Origin of the sequence: Mycobacteroides sp. CBMA 271 (assembly GCF_009729205.1) — a bacterium.
GTDB lineage: Bacteria > Actinomycetota > Actinomycetes > Mycobacteriales > Mycobacteriaceae > Mycobacterium.
Genome location: NZ_VTHB01000006.1, coordinates 18,111 through 39,923, shown reverse-complemented (window position 1 = coordinate 39,923; position 21,813 = coordinate 18,111). Strand labels below are relative to the sequence as shown.

General features: G+C 61.3%; 22 protein-coding genes and 1 pseudogene. 14 read left to right on the top strand and 9 right to left on the bottom strand.

What is annotated here, in order from left to right:
- Nucleotides 1–29 precede the first annotated feature (29 nt).
- Together FZI91_RS23835 and FZI91_RS16350 are read right to left on the bottom strand one after the other, a co-directional pair.
- Nucleotides 30–392 (bottom strand): pentapeptide repeat-containing protein, encoded by a 363-nt coding sequence (locus FZI91_RS23835; protein ID WP_279538498.1) that lies wholly within the window; start codon nt 390–392, stop codon nt 30–32.
- 297 nt (nt 393–689) lie between these two features.
- A complete protein-coding gene (locus FZI91_RS16350) occupies nt 690–1,475 on the bottom strand; it encodes a hypothetical protein (protein WP_155940181.1) in 786 nt (261 codons plus the stop codon).
- Between the two features lie 329 nt (nt 1,476–1,804).
- Between FZI91_RS16350 and FZI91_RS16345 the strand changes: the two genes are divergently transcribed.
- The 4 genes from FZI91_RS16345 (at nt 1,805) to FZI91_RS16330 (ending at nt 5,604) form a co-directional block, all read left to right on the top strand.
- A complete protein-coding gene (locus tag FZI91_RS16345) occupies nt 1,805–3,559 on the top strand; it encodes a hypothetical protein (RefSeq protein ID WP_155940180.1) in 1,755 nt (584 codons plus the stop codon).
- The gene (locus FZI91_RS16340) at nt 3,556–4,053 is read left to right on the top strand and encodes a GNAT family N-acetyltransferase (protein ID WP_313884540.1); all 498 of its coding nucleotides are present in this window, start codon (nt 3,556–3,558) and stop codon (nt 4,051–4,053) included. Before FZI91_RS16345 ends, FZI91_RS16340 begins: the two co-directional genes overlap by 4 nt.
- Before the next feature lie 98 nt (nt 4,054–4,151).
- Complete coding sequence (locus tag FZI91_RS16335) at nt 4,152–4,910, top strand: YfbU family protein (RefSeq protein WP_162525941.1); 759 nt, start codon at nt 4,152–4,154, stop codon at nt 4,908–4,910.
- Nucleotides 4,903–5,604, top strand: a complete 702-nt coding sequence (locus FZI91_RS16330; RefSeq protein WP_155942084.1) for a hypothetical protein — start codon at nt 4,903–4,905, stop codon at nt 5,602–5,604. Before FZI91_RS16335 ends, FZI91_RS16330 begins: the two co-directional genes overlap by 8 nt.
- 563 nt (nt 5,605–6,167) lie before the next feature.
- Here the strand turns inward: FZI91_RS16330 and FZI91_RS16325 are convergent.
- The gene (locus tag FZI91_RS16325; protein WP_155940177.1) at nt 6,168–7,553 is read right to left on the bottom strand and encodes a Shedu anti-phage system protein SduA domain-containing protein; all 1,386 of its coding nucleotides are present in this window, start codon (nt 7,551–7,553) and stop codon (nt 6,168–6,170) included.
- Between the two features lie 260 nt (nt 7,554–7,813).
- Between FZI91_RS16325 and FZI91_RS16320 the strand changes: the two genes are divergently transcribed.
- Nucleotides 7,814–8,644, top strand: a complete 831-nt coding sequence (locus FZI91_RS16320; protein WP_309224102.1) for a DUF3800 domain-containing protein — start codon at nt 7,814–7,816, stop codon at nt 8,642–8,644.
- A gap of 270 nt (nt 8,645–8,914) precedes the next feature.
- On the opposite strand, the gene FZI91_RS16315 is transcribed toward FZI91_RS16320, so the two are convergent.
- A complete protein-coding gene (locus FZI91_RS16315; protein ID WP_155940175.1) occupies nt 8,915–9,880 on the bottom strand; it encodes an NAD(P)-dependent oxidoreductase in 966 nt (321 codons plus the stop codon).
- Nucleotides 9,881–10,019: 139 nt separating this feature from the next.
- Here FZI91_RS16315 and FZI91_RS16310 point away from each other — a divergent pair, with 139 nt between their 5' ends.
- The 3 genes and pseudogenes from FZI91_RS16310 to FZI91_RS16305 all read left to right on the top strand — a co-directional run.
- Complete coding sequence (locus tag FZI91_RS16310; RefSeq protein ID WP_162525939.1) at nt 10,020–10,406, top strand: DUF2237 family protein; 387 nt, start codon at nt 10,020–10,022, stop codon at nt 10,404–10,406.
- Between the two features lie 41 nt (nt 10,407–10,447).
- Nucleotides 10,448–10,597 carry a hypothetical protein gene (locus tag FZI91_RS24025; RefSeq protein WP_162525938.1) on the top strand — a complete coding sequence of 50 codons (150 nt, stop codon included), beginning with the start codon at nt 10,448–10,450 and terminating at the stop codon, nt 10,595–10,597.
- Nucleotides 10,531–10,979: pseudogene (locus FZI91_RS16305) on the top strand (ATP-binding cassette domain-containing protein); the annotation flags it as partial. The gene FZI91_RS24025 and the pseudogene FZI91_RS16305, both read left to right, overlap by 67 nt.
- A gap of 16 nt (nt 10,980–10,995) precedes the next feature.
- Here the strand turns inward: FZI91_RS16305 and FZI91_RS16300 are convergent.
- The gene (locus FZI91_RS16300) at nt 10,996–11,808 is read right to left on the bottom strand and encodes a DUF1906 domain-containing protein (protein ID WP_155940173.1); all 813 of its coding nucleotides are present in this window, start codon (nt 11,806–11,808) and stop codon (nt 10,996–10,998) included.
- A gap of 117 nt (nt 11,809–11,925) precedes the next feature.
- Nucleotides 11,926–13,395, bottom strand: a complete 1,470-nt coding sequence (locus FZI91_RS16295) for a serine hydrolase domain-containing protein (protein ID WP_309224101.1) — start codon at nt 13,393–13,395, stop codon at nt 11,926–11,928.
- 103 nt (nt 13,396–13,498) lie between these two features.
- Between FZI91_RS16295 and FZI91_RS16290 the strand changes: the two genes are divergently transcribed.
- A complete protein-coding gene (locus FZI91_RS16290; protein WP_155940171.1) occupies nt 13,499–14,758 on the top strand; it encodes an MFS transporter in 1,260 nt (419 codons plus the stop codon).
- A 131-nt stretch (nt 14,759–14,889) separates the two neighbouring features.
- Here FZI91_RS16290 and FZI91_RS16285 read toward each other — a convergent pair whose 3' ends face one another.
- From FZI91_RS16285 to FZI91_RS16275, 3 genes are read right to left on the bottom strand one after another with little or no spacing between them, the layout of a single operon-like run.
- Complete coding sequence (locus FZI91_RS16285; protein WP_155940170.1) at nt 14,890–15,843, bottom strand: oxidoreductase; 954 nt, start codon at nt 15,841–15,843, stop codon at nt 14,890–14,892.
- 40 nt (nt 15,844–15,883) lie between these two features.
- Nucleotides 15,884–16,291, bottom strand: coding sequence for a nuclear transport factor 2 family protein (locus FZI91_RS16280; protein WP_155940169.1), 408 nt, complete (start codon nt 16,289–16,291; stop codon nt 15,884–15,886).
- A 4-nt stretch (nt 16,292–16,295) separates the two neighbouring features.
- The gene (locus tag FZI91_RS16275) at nt 16,296–16,964 is read right to left on the bottom strand and encodes a TetR/AcrR family transcriptional regulator (RefSeq protein ID WP_155940168.1); all 669 of its coding nucleotides are present in this window, start codon (nt 16,962–16,964) and stop codon (nt 16,296–16,298) included.
- A gap of 77 nt (nt 16,965–17,041) precedes the next feature.
- On the opposite strand from FZI91_RS16275, the gene FZI91_RS16270 reads away from it, so the two are divergent.
- Genes FZI91_RS16270 through FZI91_RS16250 form a run of 5 tightly spaced genes read left to right on the top strand, consistent with a single transcriptional unit; the run spans nt 17,042 to nt 21,808 of the window.
- Nucleotides 17,042–17,839 carry an SDR family oxidoreductase gene (locus tag FZI91_RS16270; RefSeq protein WP_155940167.1) on the top strand — a complete coding sequence of 266 codons (798 nt, stop codon included), beginning with the start codon at nt 17,042–17,044 and terminating at the stop codon, nt 17,837–17,839.
- Complete coding sequence (locus tag FZI91_RS16265; RefSeq protein ID WP_155940166.1) at nt 17,836–18,327, top strand: VOC family protein; 492 nt, start codon at nt 17,836–17,838, stop codon at nt 18,325–18,327. Before FZI91_RS16270 ends, FZI91_RS16265 begins: the two co-directional genes overlap by 4 nt.
- Nucleotides 18,324–19,796, top strand: a complete 1,473-nt coding sequence (locus FZI91_RS16260) for an FAD-binding protein (protein ID WP_162525937.1) — start codon at nt 18,324–18,326, stop codon at nt 19,794–19,796. The genes FZI91_RS16265 and FZI91_RS16260 overlap by 4 nt, the downstream gene beginning before the upstream one ends.
- Nucleotides 19,796–20,935 carry a Rieske 2Fe-2S domain-containing protein gene (locus FZI91_RS16255; RefSeq protein ID WP_309224108.1) on the top strand — a complete coding sequence of 380 codons (1,140 nt, stop codon included), beginning with the start codon at nt 19,796–19,798 and terminating at the stop codon, nt 20,933–20,935. Before FZI91_RS16260 ends, FZI91_RS16255 begins: the two co-directional genes overlap by 1 nt.
- Nucleotides 20,936–20,986: 51 nt before the next feature.
- Nucleotides 20,987–21,808: a mycofactocin-coupled SDR family oxidoreductase gene (locus tag FZI91_RS16250; protein WP_155940163.1), complete on the top strand. Its 822-nt coding sequence runs from the start codon at nt 20,987–20,989 to the stop codon at nt 21,806–21,808.
- The last annotated feature ends 5 nt before the right edge of the window (nt 21,809–21,813 follow it).

The window sequence follows — 21,813 nt, the reverse complement described above, 5'->3', positions numbered from 1 at the left end:
CACGGACCGGAGCCGTGTCCTGCATCCTTCTAGGGCGCTCCCTTTGCTTCATCGCTGGTCTTCTTGGATCTGGCTGCGGCGGTATGCGGTGTTGTAAACGGATACGTACTAAACATTTCTGCCCAGTGCGGATCGTTGAGCACAGCGCCCCTGGCTTCCAGACCGGCAGTCTTATGGCCTTCGAGGTTGGCGCCCGTGAGATTGGTGTTTGCCAAAGATGCGTTGCTTAGCTCGGTGCGGCGAAGGTCCGCCCCGGCGAGGTTCGCATTGTCCAGAATTGCTTCATTCAAATTCGCTGCACGCAGACTCTTAGCAATCTTTGATGGAGGTGTTGCTGATGGGTGATATATCGACGCGCAGATCGATAGACCTGGGCTAGCGTCAAATGCCAATCCGAACCTGAGCCGGCTTCGCCTCTTCTGCTGAGAAGAGGCGAAGAGCCTACTAGCCTTGGGCCACAGGGGTGTTCACATGCCTGATGGTGGCCTATGGGCGCCGATTATCGGGAAGTGCTCAGAGATCCTGGGTAGCGTTTGATCATGGCGAAATCCAGGAGATGCAAGTCAGGAGCTGCGAAAGGGAAGCCAGGGCGCAGGAAGATAGTCCTGGGGTTGGGTTCGTTTGTGCCGGAGGAATTTCCAGAGTCGACAGAAGTGACTGAGCGGCGGCTACGCGCGATGCCTGCCGAACTACTGCCAACCTTGGGGCTTCATCGAGCTGACGGCCTGAGTGAATGTCATTTTCGCTTCGCCGGCCCGAACGGACATGTGTTTGGCCAGGGCCATACCGGGTGCGTTGTGCGGTATCGGTGGGGCATCGAGCATGGACATGTAGTAGACCGCGCTGTCGAAGCAGCCCCGCATGTTGTGTTCGGTGAAATCGGTGAGATGAGTAGCGAATTCGGGGCCGGACTGTATTTGTCTGCAGATCTCGGTGGCGATCATCTCTGCGGCCCAATGAAAACGAATGACCAGCGACGAAGTGCGCTGCATTAGTTCGCGCTCTGGAGCGGCCGAGACTGCCAGCGATTGGTCAGGATCGCGATCCTTGTGCCGGTTGATCATCACGGTGGTGCCCCACCAGCGACCTGCCCGGCGTAGGAAGTTCTTAAGGAGGTCGACGTCGGTGCTCTCACCGGTCGCGCTAGTGGCAAGCACCCAACGGAAACGATTCAATGACCCCGCATCACCGAGTGCGGTCAACAGATCATCGGGTAGCTGCACCCAGCTGTCGGTCAACGCGGCCTGAGGGGAGAGCTCACGCAGCAGATGGTCGCAGAGCCGGGCAGTTTTGTGCGCCAATGTGATCCACCGTTGCAGATCGGGTCGACGAGTGCGTGGCAGAAATTGTCCGCGTTGGAGACCTTCTATGTATTCGATGTTGTCAGCGATCGTGGCCTGGTATTCGTGCTGCGCCCATTCAGGGAGCAGTGGGTAGAAGCATTCGTAGGGCGACACGTCAGATTCGGATGCCATGATCGGTTGCTTGACTTCTCCCCGTTGCTGATGAGCGGTACTGACTTCGACGATATCTTGGCGCAGTCCCAGAGACGGGATTAGAAAGGCGCGAACAGTAGTTGGATCTGCACGCCGTGAGGCAATCTGCTGGGCTCTGTTCGATATGGCGCTTCCTGGTCGGCGGTGGTTGTCGGCCCTTAGTGCCAGTATCAACGGTTGTGGGGAAACGGCAGGGAAAGCGTGCGCAGCGGCGGCGTATTGCGAAGCGCGTAAGGCAGCCGGATAGTAATGCAGCTATGTCTTCCGGCAGGCCTGCCGTTCGACCTGGGACGATGGAGCTACCTGACATGAGTGACCTTCCTCCGGGGGCGCAGCGTGTCGTGGAGGCGCTGTACGGGATGGCGCAGCACACGATCACCGCGACATCTGTGGGCCTGGTATCGCTCGATCGGGAACGCCGCCTCGAGCTGCTCGCGGGCATCGACAGCAAGGCTGCGTTGGTAGCGCTGGGCGAGATGCAAGCCGAGCTCGATGCGGCGATGCTCGGCAGTTTGGCGACGTTGCCGCACGAGGCGATGCGCATCGTGGATTCGCGGTGGTACGAGCCGGTGAGGCAGCAGCTCGCGGCTGGGCATCGGCTGGCGCCACCACAGACAGTGGTTCGACTAATGCGGGAGGTAATCGAATCAGGCGAGGGGCCCCGGCTCGGTATCAAGGACGACGATGCTCTGCTCCAGCTGCTGTTATCAGTGAATGAGGAGCATGGCGCCCCGGCAGGCTGGGCTGCTCGGTTCAACGCGGACATTCACCGAGTCGACGCCGAGATGCGCTCCATGCCAGAGGGCGAGCTCATAGCATTCGCCAACGAAATGGCGGTCGACGAGGCGGCCTCGGTGATGTTCAACGCCTCGCGGTTGCCCGAACACATGAAGTGCATGACCTACGCATTCTGGTACGAGTCATGGGCGCAGAAGGTTGGGGACCAGCTCGGTGCTACTCCCGCCGACACTTTCCGTGAAGCCACCGGGATCAGCATGGATGAGTTCCTACTGGCAGGCGACGTGATCACGCACGTTTTGCGAGCTGGATGCCCACGATTGGACCTGGGCGTCCTCAGCGGGCACGGTGTCAGTGACGAAGTGGTGCAGTACCTCCGGCGGAACATGGTCCGCGACCTAGACGAGTTCCGTACTATGTCGCAGCGAGATCGGGAGCGCGGCGACGTGCGATCACAGCGGTACACGTTCACGCGGTACCCGTTCCTCGATCTTGGCGACGGCACCGTGCTCGCACTTCGGGCTCAGTGGGGCATGGACCGGTTCTTCGGGAACGCCCCTGAGTTCGATGTTCAACAGGGCTTCATAGAACAGGGGAAGCCGCAGCGGGCGAAGCAGTTTCAAGATGCAGTCAAGCATCAATTTGAGCAAATCGTCAGTCGCATGGTCGACCGAATTGCAAATCACAGTACGGTATTCGATTCAATAATTGGCGAAGAGGAAATGCAGGACGCGTGGACCGTGAAGAAAGGGCAGCAACCGAAAGCGTGCGATTGGATGCTGCCAACCGACAATCGGTTCACGTGGCTCATCGACGCGACTCACCGCCCGCTGCAGTCTCCGCTTGCTGAGGGTGTGGGCAGCGGAGAGGACTTCGCCTCCAACCTCGAAGCGTTCCTGACGAGCAAGAAGACACGTCAGTTCGAGTCCGTGATCGACCATCTGATCGAACGAGGCTGGGATGGAGCATCATTCACGGATATGACGTTCGCCCCCTTCGTGGTGGTGCCAGATGTTGGGCTACCGAGCACGCCGATGTCGATGATGCTCATTGGGCTCTGTGCACGCGAGATGATGGCGGCATATGAGGGCAGAATGCTAACGCCCGCTGTCGTTTCGGTCTCCGATCTCATGCTGCTCGAAGGGCTAGCGGAGACACCCGGGTTCGAAGTGGCGAACCTGATCCGAGCGTGGCGACAGGTGGGGGTTATGCCGCTCCAGCAGTACCTGCAGGCTTGCGGTTTCTCTGATCGACCGTGCCCGCGACACATGGCTATGGCCGCCGCGGATTTGGATGCACGGATACGAAGGGCGCAGGAGGCGTGAGGAACCAACGGTTCGGGGTGCCTCTGCAACTCGTCGATCTCAGGCCCACTGCATCTGATGAACGCTGGTGGGCACCACTGTTCGACGTGGACATGGAATACCGGCACCTGCACTGGTGGAACCAGCAGAACTACGGCAACGACACCCCCTGGTATGTCCAGGTGCTCGAGAACGGTATCAAGGTGGCACGGGTCGAGCTGGATGACCCCGGCTATATCAACCCGGCGTACGTGAACGCGCCAGAGCTCGGAGACGCGCGACTGGAGATCCAGTTCATCGAGGTGGCCACCGCAGCTCGTGGGCGCGGCGTCGGTACTTGGGTGGTGCGGAGCCTGATGGAACGACATTCAGACCGGCGGCTCTTCGCCTACAGCGTGGACGCCGACAAGTTCTGGACATGTCTCGGCTGGGAACCATTCTACGATCCGAGGCCCGGACCACCCGGCAGCCCGCTGTTCATCCAGCCGGCCGGTGGTCTTCGGAATCCGGGGTAGCTCGTAGGGAGGCAGGATCTCTACGCCTGTACGCTCTCCTTGTAATTTTGTATGACAATGCGACGATTATCGTCATACGCATCTACGAAGGAGGTGGCGTGGCCGTTCTGAACATCCGTGTGGAGGATCGGACCCGCGATCAGCTCAAGGAGTTGGCGGACGCCGAGGGGGTCACGCTCAGCGAGTACGTCCGGGATCTGCTCTTGGCGGCGGTCGTGCCCGTATACGAGCGGCAGATTGATCACGGCGACGAGCCAGCGCCGGAAACGATGCGGCTTGCCGATCGGCAGGTGCTCGCAATACTCCACCGCATCCTTGCGCGCGTGCTGCCCAAGGATTCCAACGACGTTGACGGGGACACGCACTACCAGTTGGAACGTGCGCGGATGATCGAGTTGGGTTTCACCGGGGAGTACTGGCGGGAAGTTGCTGGATTCCGTACCGAGTTGTCCAAACGCGACTGCGATCGCGTATTGGACATCCTGGACATGTTCCGCGTGATCACTTACAGCATCAAGCGGTTGGAGGAGCAGGAGACAACGGTCACCAAGGACTTGCGCTACCGGCTGGAGTTCCAGGGCTTCGATCATAACGACGGGCCCGAAGGCCACATGGCCGATTACGTCGAATACGTGATGAGCGACGGCCGGTGGGGCGAACTGCAGCCGCAGGTCGATCGCAACGACGGCGGAAATTCCCACCACCGCGTTCTCGACACGTACCTGCGGATGCTCGCCGAGCACCGCCGCATCATGGACAGCCGCGGTCGCGGGTTCCGCCGTGATGACTACCTGCTGTCCCTGGAGGAGCTGGAGCAGATCGCCGCAGCTCGGGTCCACCCATCGCGCCGTGGGTAACGCGGCGCAGCGGGAGCGAGAACGAAGGGTCGCTGAGGAGATGCTGGCGAGGGCGTACCTGCGTGCTCCCGGCGGATACGTTGCGTTTCTCGACGAGACGTTCCAGCTGGACGACTCGTCTCCCGCCCGGGCCGAGTTCTACATGTTGTCCGCGGTAGTGGTGCACCGCGACGACCTCGGAGGGCTTCGGTCAGGTTTACGCAAGGTCGTCGGAGGCCCCTTCTGGCACACCTCCGAGGAGCTCAAGACTCCCGAAGGCCGCGCACGTGCGCGTGAGGTCGCCGAGTTCCTGGGTGATCCGGAGGGCAACGAAGTGGGGATCGTCGCGATCAAGACCCCCGTCGCTGAAGGTGCGGGCGACGCGGCGCGCGCAGCCTGTTTCCAGCAGGTGGGGAAGGCGTTGTGCACCGGGGGCGGGCTGTTGGCGGACAGCGGGGTGCACCTGATGGTCCTCGAACAGCGACGCATGCAGAGGAACCGCAGCTATGACACCAGCATCGTCAAGGATCTGCGGAAGGGTGGTGTGCTCTGCCGGCACTGCCACATGATCCAGGTATCACCGAGCGCTGAACATCTGCTGTGGTTGCCGGACCTGGTCTCGTCGGCGGTCCGGCGTCATCACCTGGGCCAGAAGGGCGACGTCGACCTGTACGCGCCCTTAGCGCGCATCCTGCGCGTGACGAACTGCTCTTAGAAACAGAGCAGCCCCGGCGTGCCGTAGCTATAGACCGGGGCCAGACAGATCATGGGGCCGTAGCCGCAGAATCTGTACCTTGCTCGTTATCGAGTATGCCACCCGCAGTTGGAGCCTGTCTAGTTATGGTTGTAGCCCGCGTTAGCACCTCGGTTCGATGGTGATTTGCTGCAAAATCCACCAGAATCCGGTATTCGTCACGTGACGTATAGGTGTTGCGCAGGCCGACAGGATCGAGCGTGGAGCTGTGAAATCAAGCGGGTTGCTCTAAGGCGGTGGTTAGGACGCCCGTAGGAATTGAAGTGGATACTGAGAATTCGGCGATGAGGCCGTGGAAACCGACAACTTCAAATGCCAGGTCAGGCCGCTGCGCATTTGAAGGGGGATTGAGAACCTACACTGTGTGCCTGAGCGATTCCACGGTGCGATCGTGCATGGAGAAGATCCGTGGGAGTATCACCAGCGGTTTCAAGCGATGGCGATGCTGCTCGCTTGTCCTGATCAGGTGATAGATGGATTCAAGTCGGTGTAGCCCAGTCACTGAAGGCGCGGTTGTTGAGACATCAGACATGAGGTGACTTCAATAGCTGGTGCAGCCCCTTCAATCGGCCGCCCACCTCGTCGAACGTCAGAACTTCGACAGCGTGAAGACCGTTGCGGTAGCGGACGAATGACTGTAGTTCTTCTGCTGTAAGTGACGCCAGGCTGCCGACGATGACTGCTCCGCGGACACTGGCCGTTTCGATCGGCTCGGCGTGGGGTGTCTTGCCGACCAGCGAAGGAAAATCGGTCACGACCGATTCCATCTGTGCTTGCAATTGGGCCACTGCTCCAGACAAGTCCCGATGCGGCGGATAGACCTTCGCACCGTCAGATCCGCGGTACCGGAGGCCGAGGAGCTTGGACGCTGGAGTCTTAATTTCGACAACGACGGCACTACGAGTCAGTGTGTTAACTAGGACGAAGTCGGCCACCCTGCCTCCTCTGCCGAACATGCTTGGTATGGCCAACGCGAGCTGACTTCCATAAAGGGCGAGTGGGGCTGCGAAAAGTTGTTGCAGGGCAAAAGTATTCGTCGCAAAAAACTCCTGCCAGTGACCTTCGTCTTTCGACATGGGGCCGTGTAGCCCGCGCTCGTATTGTTCGATCAGCACTTCAAGCGCCACCAGTTCGATATCCTGCCGAAGTTTGCCGAACGCTTGGGGGTTCTCGACGGCGGCGCGCGGAGCCTCCGCTGCCATTCGACCAACTAATGCGGCCCGCTCGGCCTCATTAAGGGGTACGCGGTCTGTCACGGCTCGCGTCATCGCTTGGATGATGGGGTGCCTGCCGACCGTAGGGTTTACGGGGTCGTTCTTGAACAGGTCAGCAACAGCATTGGCAGCTTCGGCCTCGTTCACGCGGTTGACGACGACATTGCCGCGGTCTCGGTTCAGGTCGACAGCGTGTATGTATCTTCCGAACCTCTCAAACGAGACCATGAAAGTGTCGTCGACAGCCCCTTCTTTGGCTTTCGAACCGAAGCGAACAATCTTGCAGTCGCTGTTGGCTTCGATAGTTCGGACGAACTCGCGATATCGAGGGAGTAGGCCAAGACCCAGGGCAAAGTACCTGCCGAATCCCTTGGGCATACCTGCCAGTTCTAGTCCGTGTTCGCGATCGATATCCCATACCGGGCTGTGTGGACTCCACTCGAAACAGCTTGTGTCGATCTGTAATTCGCGGACCCAACGGAACTGGCACTGGACAGTGCCACCCCACAGTGAGAGCTTAGGAAAGATGCTCAACATCTGTGTGTCGAGATCAAACCTCACCAGCTCGACGGGGGGTCGGTGATCTTCAAACAACGAGTTAAACCACGAAAGCGAGAGCCTGCTGCCCTCCCGCTTCGCGATAACCGATCCGTTGGGCCCATTCATGGATTCCCATATCGGCGAGTCATCGACCATAGTTCTCTCCTCCCACAGGTGATGATTATCGGCTGTTGGCTGAGCTAACGCCTGACATTTACGGCAGGGTTGCGAGCTGGTCAGCGTGCAGGGCGTCTCGCGCCGACCTGGCTGTTCTGCGTGTCGCACCCAGTCGGTCGGTCTCTTTGGCCAGACTTGTCTGAGTTACCGACTAGCAACAGGTTGTGAGTTAGTGGAAGCAGAGATATCCGCGGCATGGAGGCTACACGCGCATCCCGACAGATTCTTTTGTCCACAGTGTGGATCCACGTAATTGGTCGGTCCATCCACACTGCGCTAACAACTCATTGACAAGGTCCGGATTGTCTTGTCGCGTTCGCAGATTAGCGTTTCGGTCATCACCACCTGGCTACCTGGCCTACATCGACGAATCGGGCCAGCGCTCCCGGACGGGGCGATCGAGTCCGCATTTCATTCTGTCGGCGGTAGTGATTCAGGCAGACAAACAAGCAGAGGCAACGGCATTCGTGGCCTCGCTCCGGAACCGGCATGGGCGGCGACCAAGCGACACCCTGCACTGGAAGAACTACAACCAGCACGACAAGCGACTGCTGGCTTCTTCCGCGGTTGGCGCGCAGAAATCGCTGTTCCGAGTGTGCTCGGTCGTCGTATGCAAGGACCACCTACCCGATGAGCCCGACAAGTGGAACCAGGACCGCGCATACCTATACACCTTGCGGTTTCTGCTAGAGCGGCTTTCGTGGATAGCTCGCGATGGCCAGCGAGGAGGCGGTCTCCGATACACGCTTGCGCACGTGCGGCGCTTCAAGCTGTCGAAGTTGCGGCAGTACGAGTACCGACTCATGGAGCAGGGAACCGAAATCAGTTGGAATCACCTCGATCCCGCAGGTGGGCAGATCGACCAGCCAAATCGGTTGGATCTTCTTCAAATCGCGGATATCGCTGCGTCCGCCACCGGTGCAGCATTCAACCCTCGGCAGGGCGATGGAACGGTCCAGACTCAGTACCTGAGGAAACTGGAGCCCGTGATGTACCGCCGCCAGGCCGGTTCGATCACGTCCTATGGACTTAAGATGCATCCTTGGAACTCAGGAACGAAAGCCGCCTAACCCGTGGGTGGCGGCTCTCGGTTAAGGCGTGTTGGCCGGCTCAAACCTCGGACGAGGGTGCTGGCTTGAACCACCGGCAGACGGCCATCCACGTGCTTCTAGTGTTGCATCACGGGTAGCGCTGGCGCAACAGGCGCGCAAACCAGGATCGAGCCTAAAGAATGGCCACGAAACTGAGGCAAGATCCAGTGGCGACAACGTGAGACAACCGCAAAACGGGCAGGTCAGAGGACTGGCATTGGCCAAGAATAATGAGAACCTACAAGCCGGCTAATCCAGAAGACCTTGATTCCGCAGCCACGTTTCGGTTGCTTGCATACCCGTGTCGAGGGTGAATTGAGGATTGTAGCCAAGCATGCTCTGCGCCTTGGCAATTGAATAGGTTCCGTTTCTTGTGAGATACCGAACGGACGAGGCATTGGCCTCAGTGGTCCTGCCTGACAATGCAAGGACGGCCGATTTTGTTCTGGCGAGGCCGAGCGCGACCGCGGTCGGCAGAACTAGTGGGCCACGGCGGCCGAGCATGCGGTAGTAGTGACCGAAGAACTGTGCACACGTCACCCCGGTGCCGCCGGAGATTGTGAAAACCTGGCCGCTTGCTGCGCGGTTGGTGGCCAGAGAAACAATGCCGTCGACGACGTCATCGACATAGACCGGAGAAAAGATCCCTCTGCCCATCGCGGGCAACACGAACTGGCGACTGCGGATCATCTCGACCGGCAGGATCGTCCAGGGTCGGGATCCGGGCCCGTAGATATCACCTGGGCGCGCAATCCGGGCATCTATCCGGCCGGCACCGTGGGATTGCAGCACCAGCTGCTCGCTTGCGATCTTTGTGTCGACGTAGGTGTTTCCGTCGGTTCGGACCGGGTGCTCTTCGGCGACCATGTCGGGGAAATCCAGGTCGGAGAACGCCCGGACGGACGACAGGTGCACGAACACGGTGCCTGGCGAGGTTGCATCGATAACCTTCTTTGTTCCAAGGACATTGATGCGCCAGGCCGTTTCGGCATCTGCGGTGTTCGATACCACGGCCGCAGTGTGGAAGACCGTATCGGCAGCGGCGGCGTCCGCCACCCAGGGCCCGTCGGTGTTGATATCGCCGGCGCGCACATCGTGTGCGGGATCGGCCACGAGGTCGACTCCGCAGACCTGCCATCCCAAAGCGCGGAGGCGCCGCGAAAGCGTGCGGCCCACGAATCCGTTTGCGCCGGTGACGAACGCGCGTTGAGTCATGTCGATTCCTATCGATGTCGAACAGTGCCAGACAGGGCCAGTATTCTCGCCTACGGCCGCGGACGTGAGCTGCCATGCCCGGGATCGAAGCAGGGGTGTCTCGTCCGCCCCGCAGCCCATGAGGACCGATACTGGAGACGTGCCTGATCGCAACGTGCTCGGCGGCCCCCTGGAACCGTGCGGTACCGAGCCGCTCACCGGCTTCTACCGCGACGGCTGTTGTTCAACAGGAGATGAGGACCGCGGCCTGCACACGATCTGTGCGGTGGTCACCGCGGAGTTTTTGGAGCATCAACGGTCCATCGGCAATGACTTGTCCACGCCGGCACCGCGCTATCAGTTCCCCGGTCTGGTCCCCGGTGACCGCTGGTGCGTCACCGCGGCGAATTGGCTTCGGGCCCACCACGCCGGGCACGCCGCCCCGGTGGTGTTGGCGGCCACCCACGAACGAACCCTCGACATTGTTTCCCTGGAAGTGCTGCGCCAGCACGCCGTAGATGTGCCCGACGATCCACGAGATCTGTAGTGACCGCGGAAGAACCCGCAGCCTGATGCGACGATAGCCCCATGACCGCAACACCTGTCGCAAAGAATGTGGCCGGCGGATTCGCCCGCCGCACTCTCTTTGAGGCGTTCGACCTCACGGTGGCGCGGGTGATGTGGTCGGCGTTGTGGGCGCCAAAGATGCCGGTAAGAGCACGCTGCTGCGGATACTGACGGGGGATCTTGAGCCGCTCGACGGTGCGGTCAGTATCGCCCCCGCAGAGGTGTTCGTCGGGCCGTGCGGGTCTCGGCGCCAATGTCGCTGTCGGTGAAATCGACCAGGCGCGAGCTGATTTCGCCCGGCGATGCTCAGCTTGTCGATCGCTTTGAGCAGCGGGTGCCGTCCTGGTCGACCGCCGACGTGCGCACCCTGTTGGCGAAGTTCGGTCTGCGCGCCGATCATGTGGAACGCGCGGTTGACGAACTCTCCCCGGGTGAGCACACCCGCACCGGTCTTGCGCTGCTGCAGGTGCCGCACGATCGACGGATGCTGCAGAACGTTCGATTGAACCGTTCATGGGCGGTCGACAACGGTCGTGCAGTCGAGCTGCAGTAAAAGCAATCCTCGATCGTCACTGATGGAAGTTCCACTGGCCCACATCCTGGGCCAGGGCATCGCTGACGTCGACTTCAAGCCCGCCGACCACTGGTCCCGGATTGGATGCGGTGCTGACGATGCGTTGATGCAGAACCGCGGCGGGGAAGACCTGGCCCCGCGACCAAGACCGGGTCTGCCAGGCCCAGACGTGACCGGGCGATCGCGACTTGCCGATCACGCCATCGGCGGCGGCCCACTGACACGGGTTGACGCCCCCGTAGATGCCGGTGCGCTGTACCCCGAGCACCGAGTTGATGCCTCGAAACCACTGCAGTGCAACGTTGTTCCATGTCTCGCGGTTGATGTCGTCGTCGACGGAGAAGAAGACCGGTGCGCTCTGGCCGCCGCCGGCCGCGGTGTGTAGCTGCCAGGCGGTCCGAGCGTCCTCGACGCCGCCGGCGTATCCGCGGGTGAAGTCCGAAGGTGCTGTCCCGCCGGGCTTTCCGTATTGGAAGTTGCTGACGATCACCAGTCCCGCCGCGGTGAGCGACTGGGCGTAGGGCCGGGTGATTGGCTTGGCGCCCATGGACGAGCCGGGACGTGACGTCGACACGTAGTTGATCACCCCCGCGTGTCCAGCGGCCTTGATGTCCTCGGCTGGAATCTGGCGCATGGCGAAGTCGATCAATGTGGGAGCGGCGGCTTCGGCTGTCGGCATACCGACAGCAGCTGATGCCGCACCCAGCCCGGCCAGCGCCGATGCGACGGTGGCGTAGCGCAGTGCATCGCGCCGGGTGACCGGACGTGACAAGCGCGGAAGGCTGCGGGTCCCCGACGAATCCTGCATTGAGTCATGTTAACAATGTGGCTGGTGTGAAAGTTGTTTCGATACGCGTCTTTGCGAAAACGTTGTAAAGGACCTCGTGATCGATACGGGCTCAACGATTCTCGACTGTGGGCCCGGCTAATTGCTGTAGAGGCGCAAGACACGCGCCGCGGTTGTGGCGATATCGCCGCTCAGCCCGACGATAGGCGGACCTCCGCGCTGATGAATGACGTTCGCCAGGACGATCACGTACGTGTCCGACCCGGGGTCTATCCACAGCGATACCCCGGTGAAGCCGGAGTGGCCGAAGCTGCCGATGGGAAAGAGCGATCCACGCGGTTTGGACAGCTCCGTATCGATATCCCAGCCGAAACCTCGCAGGCTTTGCCCCGCTATCGCCGGGTAGCTCGGTGCAAGCAGAGGATCTATTGGGTTGGGCGTCTTTTCGACGGCCTCGCGGGTGGCGCTGCTGGCCGCCCCGAGCTGCGCGGCGGTATGGCCAGGCTGCTGCGGAGTCGTCATCAGCTCAAGGGTCGATTGTTTGAGCGGGAACCTGCTCGGGCGTCCAGCGAGACGGTCGAGAAGTGCCTGGGAGTACCTACCAATGTCGTCGGCCGTCGAGAACACACCGGCGCTGCCGGCGACGCCGCCCATCCGTCGCGCCGTCGGGTCGTGCACGGTGCCGCGCAGCAGTTGGTCGTAATGGGGATTGATGCCCGGAGTGTCTTCGTCGTGAGCCGTCGGCGCGATGCGTGTCAATAGATCGGTGCTCCAGGTCCCCGCCGGACACTGCCCACCGGCATATGCAGTCTTATCGAAAGAGATTGCCGTACCAATGATGTGGTGGGGGCCACAGGCCTTGCTTGCGGGAAGATAGCGGGTGTAGGCCATTCCGAGCGGAGCAAAGACGTTGTCCTGCACATAAACATCCAAGGGCTCATTGGTGACCTTTTCGATGAGTGCGCCGAGGATGATGAAGTTGATATCGGAGTAGTGGAACGTCGTACCGGGATCGAACGCCAACGGGGTGGTGAGCGCGCGACGGATGCCATCCGCCTTGTCCGCCTCCGTCAGCCCCCAGGGGCCCTGATGGCTCAGGTCGCCTCCGCTGCCGGACGTATGCGTGAGCAGCATGCGAAGCGTCACCTGGGCGCGCCGTGAGTCATTGGCGGGGTTGAAATCCGGCAGATATGTCTGGACGGGTTCGTCGATCTGCACCAGGCCCCTTTCATACAACTGGAAAAGGGCCACGCTCGTCGCAAGAGGTTTGGTCAAGGACGCCACGTCGAAGATCGTGTCGTCGGTCATCGACTCGCCGGGTGCGGGCGACCCGTCCGGGCCCGGTTCATCGGGGAGCTTGCGCCATCCGAAAGCCTGCCGGAAGACGATCGTGCCGGCGTGCCCGACGTGGACCACCGCGCCGGGCAGCCGAGACGCCGCCACCGCGTCGTTCACTAGGCGGGTGACGGGCGCGAAAGGACCTTCGGGCACCACGCTCGGCGCGCTGATCGGATATACCGAATGTCCACAGGAGGGCACCCCTGCGAGGGTCAGGAGGACTGTTCCGACGGCACACGCTCGGGCGACGCGCGATCGGGTCCCCTTCACTCGATCGACGGTAGTCGACGACCCCCAGGTCGGATCTCGTCCCAAGCGGGCCTGGCGCATAACCACTTACAGTGGTTTGTCGAGGGATCTTCGAGAGGACCATATGGCTACGGAAACGCCTGCTACACGCCTTGAGGCGGATGTCCGGGTTGTGCAGCCGCGCGCTTTCCTGCCGGTGTTCCTGCTGGCGTACTTCGCCTCCGCGGTTGCCCTGCTCGCCGCCGGTGCGGTGAGTATCCCGCTGCGCGTCGCGGAGCTCGATCCGGGGCACAAGACCCAGACGCTGTCCTTGACGATGGCTCTCGGCGGAATCGCGATCATTCTGGTGACCCCTCCTCTGGGTCATCTCAGCGACACCTCGACGTCGCGATTCGGTATCCGCAGGCCGTATCTCGTGGGCGGCACGCTTGTCGGGGCCGTGGGCCTGATCGTTTTGGCCACGGCTCCGACGGTCGGGGGTGTCGTCGCCGGATGGTGCATCACCCAGATTGGTTTTGCTGCAACACTTGTGGTGTTCAACGCACTACTGGCTGACCAGATATCGTTAGCGATTCGAGCACGTGTTGCGGCGGCCTTTGGCATCTCCACCAGCCTCGCGCCGGTGGTAGGGAGCGTCTTCATCAACATCCTGCCCAACGATCCTCGATGGTGGTTCGGACTGCCGGCGGTGCTGGCGTTGGTGTTCAATAGCGGCGCCGCAGTCATCCTGCGCGATACCCTCCTTGCCGAACGAGCGCCCCGCAGCTGGCAGGCGATTCTTTCCAGCTACTGGATAAATCCAAGGAAGCACCAGGATTTCGCATGGGCGTGGATCTGTCGTCTCCTCGTCACCATGTCGGTGCTGTTGGTGACGGTCTACATGCTGTACATCGTTGCGGGCACCCTGGGCTTGTCCGAGCACGAGGCGGCAGCCAAGTACGGCATCATCATCGGTTCGTTCTTGATCACCAACATGCTCACCGCGGCGATATCCGCCTGGTGGTCAGACCGTACCGGACGGCGCAAGGGCATCGTCTGGACCTCGTGCCTGATCACCGCGGCCGGATTGGTAATCCTGTTGCTGTTCAAAGATTTCCACTCCCTCTTGCTCGGAGCGGCAGTAATCGGTGCGGGACAGGGTGCTTACGCCGCGGTGGATCTGGCGCTCATGACGGAGGTACTTCCCGAGACGGAGTCCTCGGGGAAAGACCTGGGCGTGGTGGCCATGGCGTACCTACTCCCGCAGCTGCTTGTTCCGATGCTGGCGACGGCGTTGTTCGGATTACACAGCACCCAAGGAGATTTCAGCGTCCTCTACCTTGCGTCGATGGTGCTGTCGGTCCTCGGTGCGCTGGCGGTGCTTCCGATCAAATCCGTGCGGTAGCGGTGGCCGTCCGGGGGCCGTGCTCGCTTGAGTAGACAACGTGTCGGACGACGCCGTGCGCCAAGACCGTTGAGGCGACGCGCAGCGCGGCACCTTCCGTCGTAGGCGCGCTACACAGCAGGGTCATTCCGTCAGGCAAAAGCGTTGACTCGACTCATCTCTGCCGAGTGGCGCCAGAGGCGTTGGGCTTGCTCAGGATCGCAGGCGTAGTCCCGCACACCGATGAATCTGCCGTCCGGCGGCGCCGGTGCGGCGATATCGCAGTCCTCGCAATACAGGCCACCGCGCCCATCGAGTTGGGGTGATAGCCCTGCCCAGAGGGCGGTCGCAGCACCTTGCTCGGGTGTTTTGAAGTCCTGACCGGCCAGCTCGCCGGACTGGTACATGCCCAGGAGACGCTCGAAGTCCGGTCCTTCTAGGTGGCGGGAGAGTTCAGTGGGCGTCGACCCGGGGTGCAGGCTGAAAGCTCGGACACCGTCGCGCTGCCCGAGGGCGTCCAGGCCCACCGCGAACAGCGCTGTCGCGGTTTTCGCCTGCCCATAAGCCACCCATTTGTCATAGGGGCTGTCGTCAAAGTGAATGTCGTGCCATTGCATCGGCGCGAAATGATGGCCTGCTGACGAGACCGCGACGACGCGCGACCCCCCGGCAAGCAGTGGCCACAGGCGATTCGTGAGCAGGTAGTGCCCCAAATGGTTAACGGCGAATTGTGATTCCCACCCGGGACCGACCTTAGTCAGCGGGCATCCCATCAGACCGGCGTTGTTGATCAGTAGATCGATGTGATCGCCCCTGATCAGCAGGCTCTCGGCGTACCGGTCGACACTGGCGAGGTCGGCCAGGTCCATCTCACCGATATGAGCGTGCGTGATTCCAGTCAGTGCGGACGCAGCCACGTCCTGTCGGCGGGCCGGAACGTGGACGGTCGCCCCCGCGGCTGTCAGGGCCTTGGTGATCTCAAGTCCAAGCCCGGCATAGCCGCCGGTGACGACGGCGGTCATACCGGTCAGATCTCGCGTCCCGATCACCTCGGTGGTGGTGGCGGTTACGCCGAATCCTGAATCCAACGGCACTTGCTCGGTCATCGGCACACCTGCTCCCAGTTGCTAAGGATTTGCACCTCCGCTAGAGCTTCGTGGGGGTGGCGAAGGTCTTCTCGAACTCCCAATATGCCCGCAGGGTAACGAGTTTGCCCTCGGTATTGGCGTGGTAGGTGAAGACGCCCTCTGCGGTGAACTGATAATCGCCCATGGTGCTGATGATCCGGCCGACGTTGGCCTCATGCGTGTCGCAGTCATAGGTGGTGTCGAAAACAAAATCCAGCTTTTCGGCGTGAGCGATCACGTTGTCCCAGAACGCCGCGATAGCTTCTTTTCCTCTGTGTCCCTTACCTTCCGGATCGAAGGGAGAGGGCCCAGCGGGGTCTTCGATCAGGCCGTCGTCAGCGAAGTTGTCCACCCAGGCCTGCTTGTCGCGGGCATGTACTGCTTCACGCGAGCGGCGTCCTGCGGCGGCCGCGAGGTTTTCGGTCATACTTTCACGCTCCTTGTTTAGACAGGTTTCTTGATCCGGCGACACTTGTCGCGGGTGTGGGTGGTGTCGGTGCGCTGAGTAGTCCGACGAGCATCGAGACGGTGTCGTCCTCGGCATGGGTGTGGATGGCCGGTGTCAGGGGTTGTTGGGTGATCCGGCGTTCGTAGTCGGCGAGGAGGGTGAACATCACCGATGCCATCGCGAAGAGCCGTGGGGTGCGGGCGGGCACCGGTAAATGAGTGAGCGCGCGGTGCAGGCGCGTCGTGAGGATTTTTGTTGCAGGCCAACGTTCGGCACTGAGTTGGGTCTGAGGGACGTCGGGGTGGTCACGGATACGTTGTAGGAATCGTGCGTAGTGGCTGGGGCCGTCGGCGTAGGGGACATCGAAAAGCGGACGGACCAAGATCGATACGAGCGCGGTGAGATCGTCTTTGGCACTGGCAGTTTCGTGCTCGGCGAGCAGTGCCATCCGTATGTTTTCCAGCGGCGTTTGGCGGTACTCGATGATGGCTTCGATCAGGCCATCGCGGGAACCGAAGTGATAGTGCACCGCCGAGTTGTTGCGGTTCCCGGCGGCGGTCGCAACATCGCGCAGCGCAACGTCTGGTCCACGTTCGGCGATGAGGCGCTCGGCAGCCAGCAGCAGCTGTCGGCGCGGGTCCGGAGGGGTCACAACGACCACCCTAGCGCAGAATCCGTTGTTTTAAGTCACAAGTCTTGAATTAGTAATCACTATCGCTTAATGTTCGGATGGTGTCGAACAGGTTCCGCGGTGCGACCGCGATTGTGACGGGAGCGGCGTCGGGTATCGGGAGGGCTCTGTGTGAGCTGCTCATCGATCGCGGCGCGGTGGTGTGGGCAGCGGACCGCGATGGAGTGGGGCTGGCGAGCCTGGCGGCTGAATGTGGCTCACGCCTCAAGACAGCTGTCATCGACGTCGCCGACCGTGAATCCGTTGCGGCACTTGTTGATCAGGCAGTGTGGAGCAGTGGCCGCCTGGACCTGATGTTCAACAACGCAGGTATCGTCGTGGGTGGCGATCTTGCGGAAATGACTACCGAGGTATGGCGTCAAATAGTTGATGTCAATTTTTGGGGTGTGGTCCACGGTACGCAGCTGGCCTACGCACAAATGCGTGACCAAGGCGTCGGGCACATCGTGAACACGTCCAGCAGCGCTGGACTGATGCCTGTCGCATCATCCGCCGCGTATGCAGCAACCAAACATGCCGTGGTGGGTCTGACCACTTCACTACGTGCAGAAGCGAAGCCGTACGGCGTGCGAGCAAGCGTGGTTGTGCCCGGCCTGGTCGACACCGGCATCTTCGACAAGGCGCACAACTTGCCGGGGTACGACTACAGGGCGTCCGTTGACGCTGTGCCCTTCGCCAAGATCAGTCCGGAGCGTGCCGCCGAGGCGATTCTCCGAGGCGTGGCAAGGAATCAGCAATTCATAACCTTTCCTGCCTATAACCGAATACTGGTCAGACTCAACAGGATTGCGCCGAGCCTCATGAGCCCGATCATCAACTATGAGAGAAATTCATGACCACAAGTCACGGGCCGATCACCCAGATTGCCTGGGTAACTGCGGATATCGCGGCCACCGAAGAGTTGCTGAGCGGGCAGTTCGGTGCCGGTAAGTGGACCAGGATGCCCAACATCGAGTTCGGTTCGCAGACGTGCAGTTATCTCGGCCAGCCGGCCGACTTCGTGGCCCACATCTCGTTGTCCTATCTGGCGGATCTGCAGCTGGAGCTCATCGAACCGGTGCGCGGGGACAGCATCTACATAGAGTTTCTCGAACGCCACGGACCGGGGCTTCACCACGTGTGTTTCGAACCTGAGGACTTTGACGCCGCGGTGAGTTCGGCCGAAGCCTGGGGCCTCACGGTGGTGCAGCGCGGCGAGATGGCCGGATCCATGCGCTTTGCCTACCTGGACGGCGCCTTCGCCGGTGTGCCGTACGTCGAGCTGGCCGAAGTCAGTACAGATATGCGCACCTTCTTCGACTACGTAAAGGAGCAGGCCTTGTGACCGCGGATATCCCTGAAGTCATTGCTGCCAAGAATGTTTCGTGCTGGTCAGACGAGGTCGATGTGCTCGTGGTCGGCTTCGGTATCGCGGGCGGGTGCGCCGCGGTCGAAGCGGCCGCCGCCGGCGCCCGGGTTCTGGTGCTGGAACGGGCTGCTGTTGCCGGAGGCACTTCGGCGCTGGCGGGCGGGCATTTCTATCTGGGCGGCGGGACGGCGGTGCAGGAGGCCACCGGCCACGACGACACACCTGACGAGATGTTCAAGTATCTGATGGCAGTGGCGCGCGACGCTCATCCGGCCAAGATCCGCGCGTATTGCGATGGCAGCGTGGAGCATTTCGACTGGCTAGAGGCCCTGGGATTCGAGTTCGAACGCAGCTATTACCCGGACAAGACGGTAATTCAACCCGGTACCGAGGGTTTGATGTATACCGGAAACGAGAACGTTTGGCCCTACCGAACTCGCGCCAAACCGGCGCCTCGCGGCCACAAAGTACCGGTCTGCGGTGAAACCGGTGGCGCCGCCATGGTGATCGACTTACTCGTCAATCGAGCAGCCGAACTGGGAGTTCAATTCCACTACGAGACCGGAGCTACGGCACTAGTTGCCGACGGAGAACGAGTCGTCGGAGTGAGGTGGAAGCGCTTCACCGAGACTGGGAGCATTCGGGCCGATGCGGTCGTGCTTGCGGCCGGCGGATTTGTCATGAATCCCGACATGCTGGACAAGCATGTCCCGCAATTGCGGGACAGGGTCTTTGCGCTGGGCAGCAGCCACGACGACGGCCTAGGCATCCGGCTGGGTCAATCTGTAGGCGGTGCAACCGAAAACATGGATCAGGCGTTCATCACCGCGCCGGTGTACCCGCCGGCGAAGCTGCTGACGGGAGTCATTGTCAACCAGAACGGCGATCGTTTCGTGGCCGAGGACTCCTATCACTCACGGACCTCGGCGTTTACGCTCGAACAGCCCGACGCCGCGGCGTATCTCATTGTGGATTCGCAGCACATGGAGATGCCGCCGCTGCCGCTGGCCCCGTTCATCGACGGCTGGGAAGACGTGGCGGAGATGGAACTTGATCTCGGCATCCCGGCCGGGCGACTACAGGCCACGCTGGACCGATACAACGGTCACGCCGCGCGTGGCAATGACTCCGAATTCGACAAGGCGCCCGCTTATGTAGCGGCTCAGGACCAAGGACCTTGGGCTGCTTTCGATCTCAGCCTTGGTAAGGCCTTTTACAGCGGATTCACCCTGGGTGGCCTGCGTACCTCGGTACACGGGCAGGTGCTCTGCGCGGACGGCACCTCGATCGCTGGGCTTTACGCCGCCGGTGCCTGTACGTCCACGATCGCGCAGGACTCCAAGGGCTACGCCAGTGGCACTCAGCTCGGAGCCGGTTCGTTCTTCGGCCGCCAGGCGGGCCGATCAGCGGCCTCCAGTGTGGACAGAAAGGTGACCAGGCCATGATTCACGATTCGGAGATCCGGTGGATCGATGTCGGCGACAGGCCCACCCGCTTTGCTCGAGGCTGGCATTGCTTGGGGCTTGCCGACACCTTCCGGGACGGAAAACCCCATGCGGTCAACGTGTTTGGCACGAAGCTCGTGGTGTGGTCGGACAGCACCGGTGCACTGCGAGTCCTTGATGCCTACTGCCGACACATGGGCGCAGACCTATCGCAGGGCAGCGTGAAAGACGATGCAATCGCGTGCCCGTTTCACGACTGGCGCTGGAACGGCGACGGACGGTGCAAGCTCGTCCCATACGCCAAACGCACTCCAAAACTCGCCCGCACGCGCGCCTGGACCACCGTCGAGGAGAACCTGCAGCTGTTCGTGTGGCATGACCCGGAAGGCAACCCGCCGCCGCCGGAACTGGCTATCCCCCACATTGACGGTATCGGCACCGAGGCCTGGAGTGACTGGACCTGGGACTCGATCCTGATCGAGGGCTCGCATTGTCGAGAGATCGTCGACAACAACGTCGACATGGCGCACTTCTTTTACATACACCACGCCTACCCCGTGTACTTCAAGAATGTGATCGAGGGACACGTCGCCACGCAGTTCCTGCATTCGAAGGCCCGCCCGGACGTCCTTAGCAGCTCGAATTACTCCATTGATGATGCAATGCTGCGATCCGAGGCCTCCTACTTCGGGCCCTCCTACATGATCAACTACCTGCACAACGACTTTGGCGAAAACACGGTAGAGGTGGTCCTGATCAACTGCCACTATCCGGTAACGCACGACTCCTTCGTTCTCCAATGGGGGGTCAGCGTCCAGCGAATCCCGGGCCTGCCCGCCGACAAGTCCGCGAAACTGGCGGCCACATTCGCCAAGAGCTTCAGTGTCGGATTTCTTGAGGACGTCGAGGTGTGGAAGAACAAGACACGAATCGACAACCCCCTCCTCACCCTCGAAGACGGCCCGGTGTATCAGCACAGACGTTGGTATGAACAGTTTTACGTCGATGTCGCCGATGTCACTGAGGACATGACCGCACGATTCGAATGCGAAGTCGATACCACCCACGCCAACGAGGAGTGGCAAAAGGAAGTGGCGGCCAACATCGATCGGGCAATGAGTCACGATCCCGTCAGCTAGGAGTTAGCCCCCTGCAATTGTCACTGCGGTAAGAACTGGAGAGAAGATCCTATGGAAAGTCGGCCTCTAGAGGGGCGGGTGGCCTTCATAACCGGGGCAGCGCGCGGTCAGGGACGCAGGCACGCCGTCCGGCTAGCGCGGGCCGGGGCAAACATCATCGCCGTCGACGCATGCCAAAAAGTCTCCGAGCACGCCAACTATGAAGCGGCGGGGCCGGAAGACCTCGCGGAAACGGTCCGGCAGGTCGAAGCTGAGGGTCTCAAAATTCTTGCTGCCCAGGCCGATATCCGCGACGGCGCGGCCCTGGAGGGTGTGGTCGCCGACGGGATCAAGCAATTCGGCCGCCTGGACATCCTCGTGGCAAACGCCGCAATTTTGGGTTGGGGGCGGCTCTGGGAAATTCCTGATAAGCAATGGACAGACGTCATGGACACCAATCTCACGGGAACCTGGCGGACCTTGAAGGCTGTCGTTCCCGCCATGATTCAGGCCGGCAACGGCGGTTCTATCGTGATCGTGAGTTCTAGTGCGGGCCTTAAGGCGACTCCAGGCAACGGCGCCTACAGCGCATCCAAGCACGGCGTTGTTGGGCTCACTAATTCACTGAGTATCGAGGTGGCCGAGTACGGAATCAGGGTCAATTCGATCCATCCCTACGGTGTCCTCACCCCAATGGTCTCCGGCGACGGAATGGTGAAAGTTCTACAAGCGCACCCCAACTACTGGCCAAGTTTCGCGCCGATGCCGTTGCAGCCGGATGCGCTTCTGGATCCGGACGACATCGCAGAGGTCGTTGTATGGCTCGCCGGCGATGCGTCGGCAGGGCTAACCGGCATCCAGCTGCCTGTCGACAAAGGCCACCTCAAATACTGACGTGG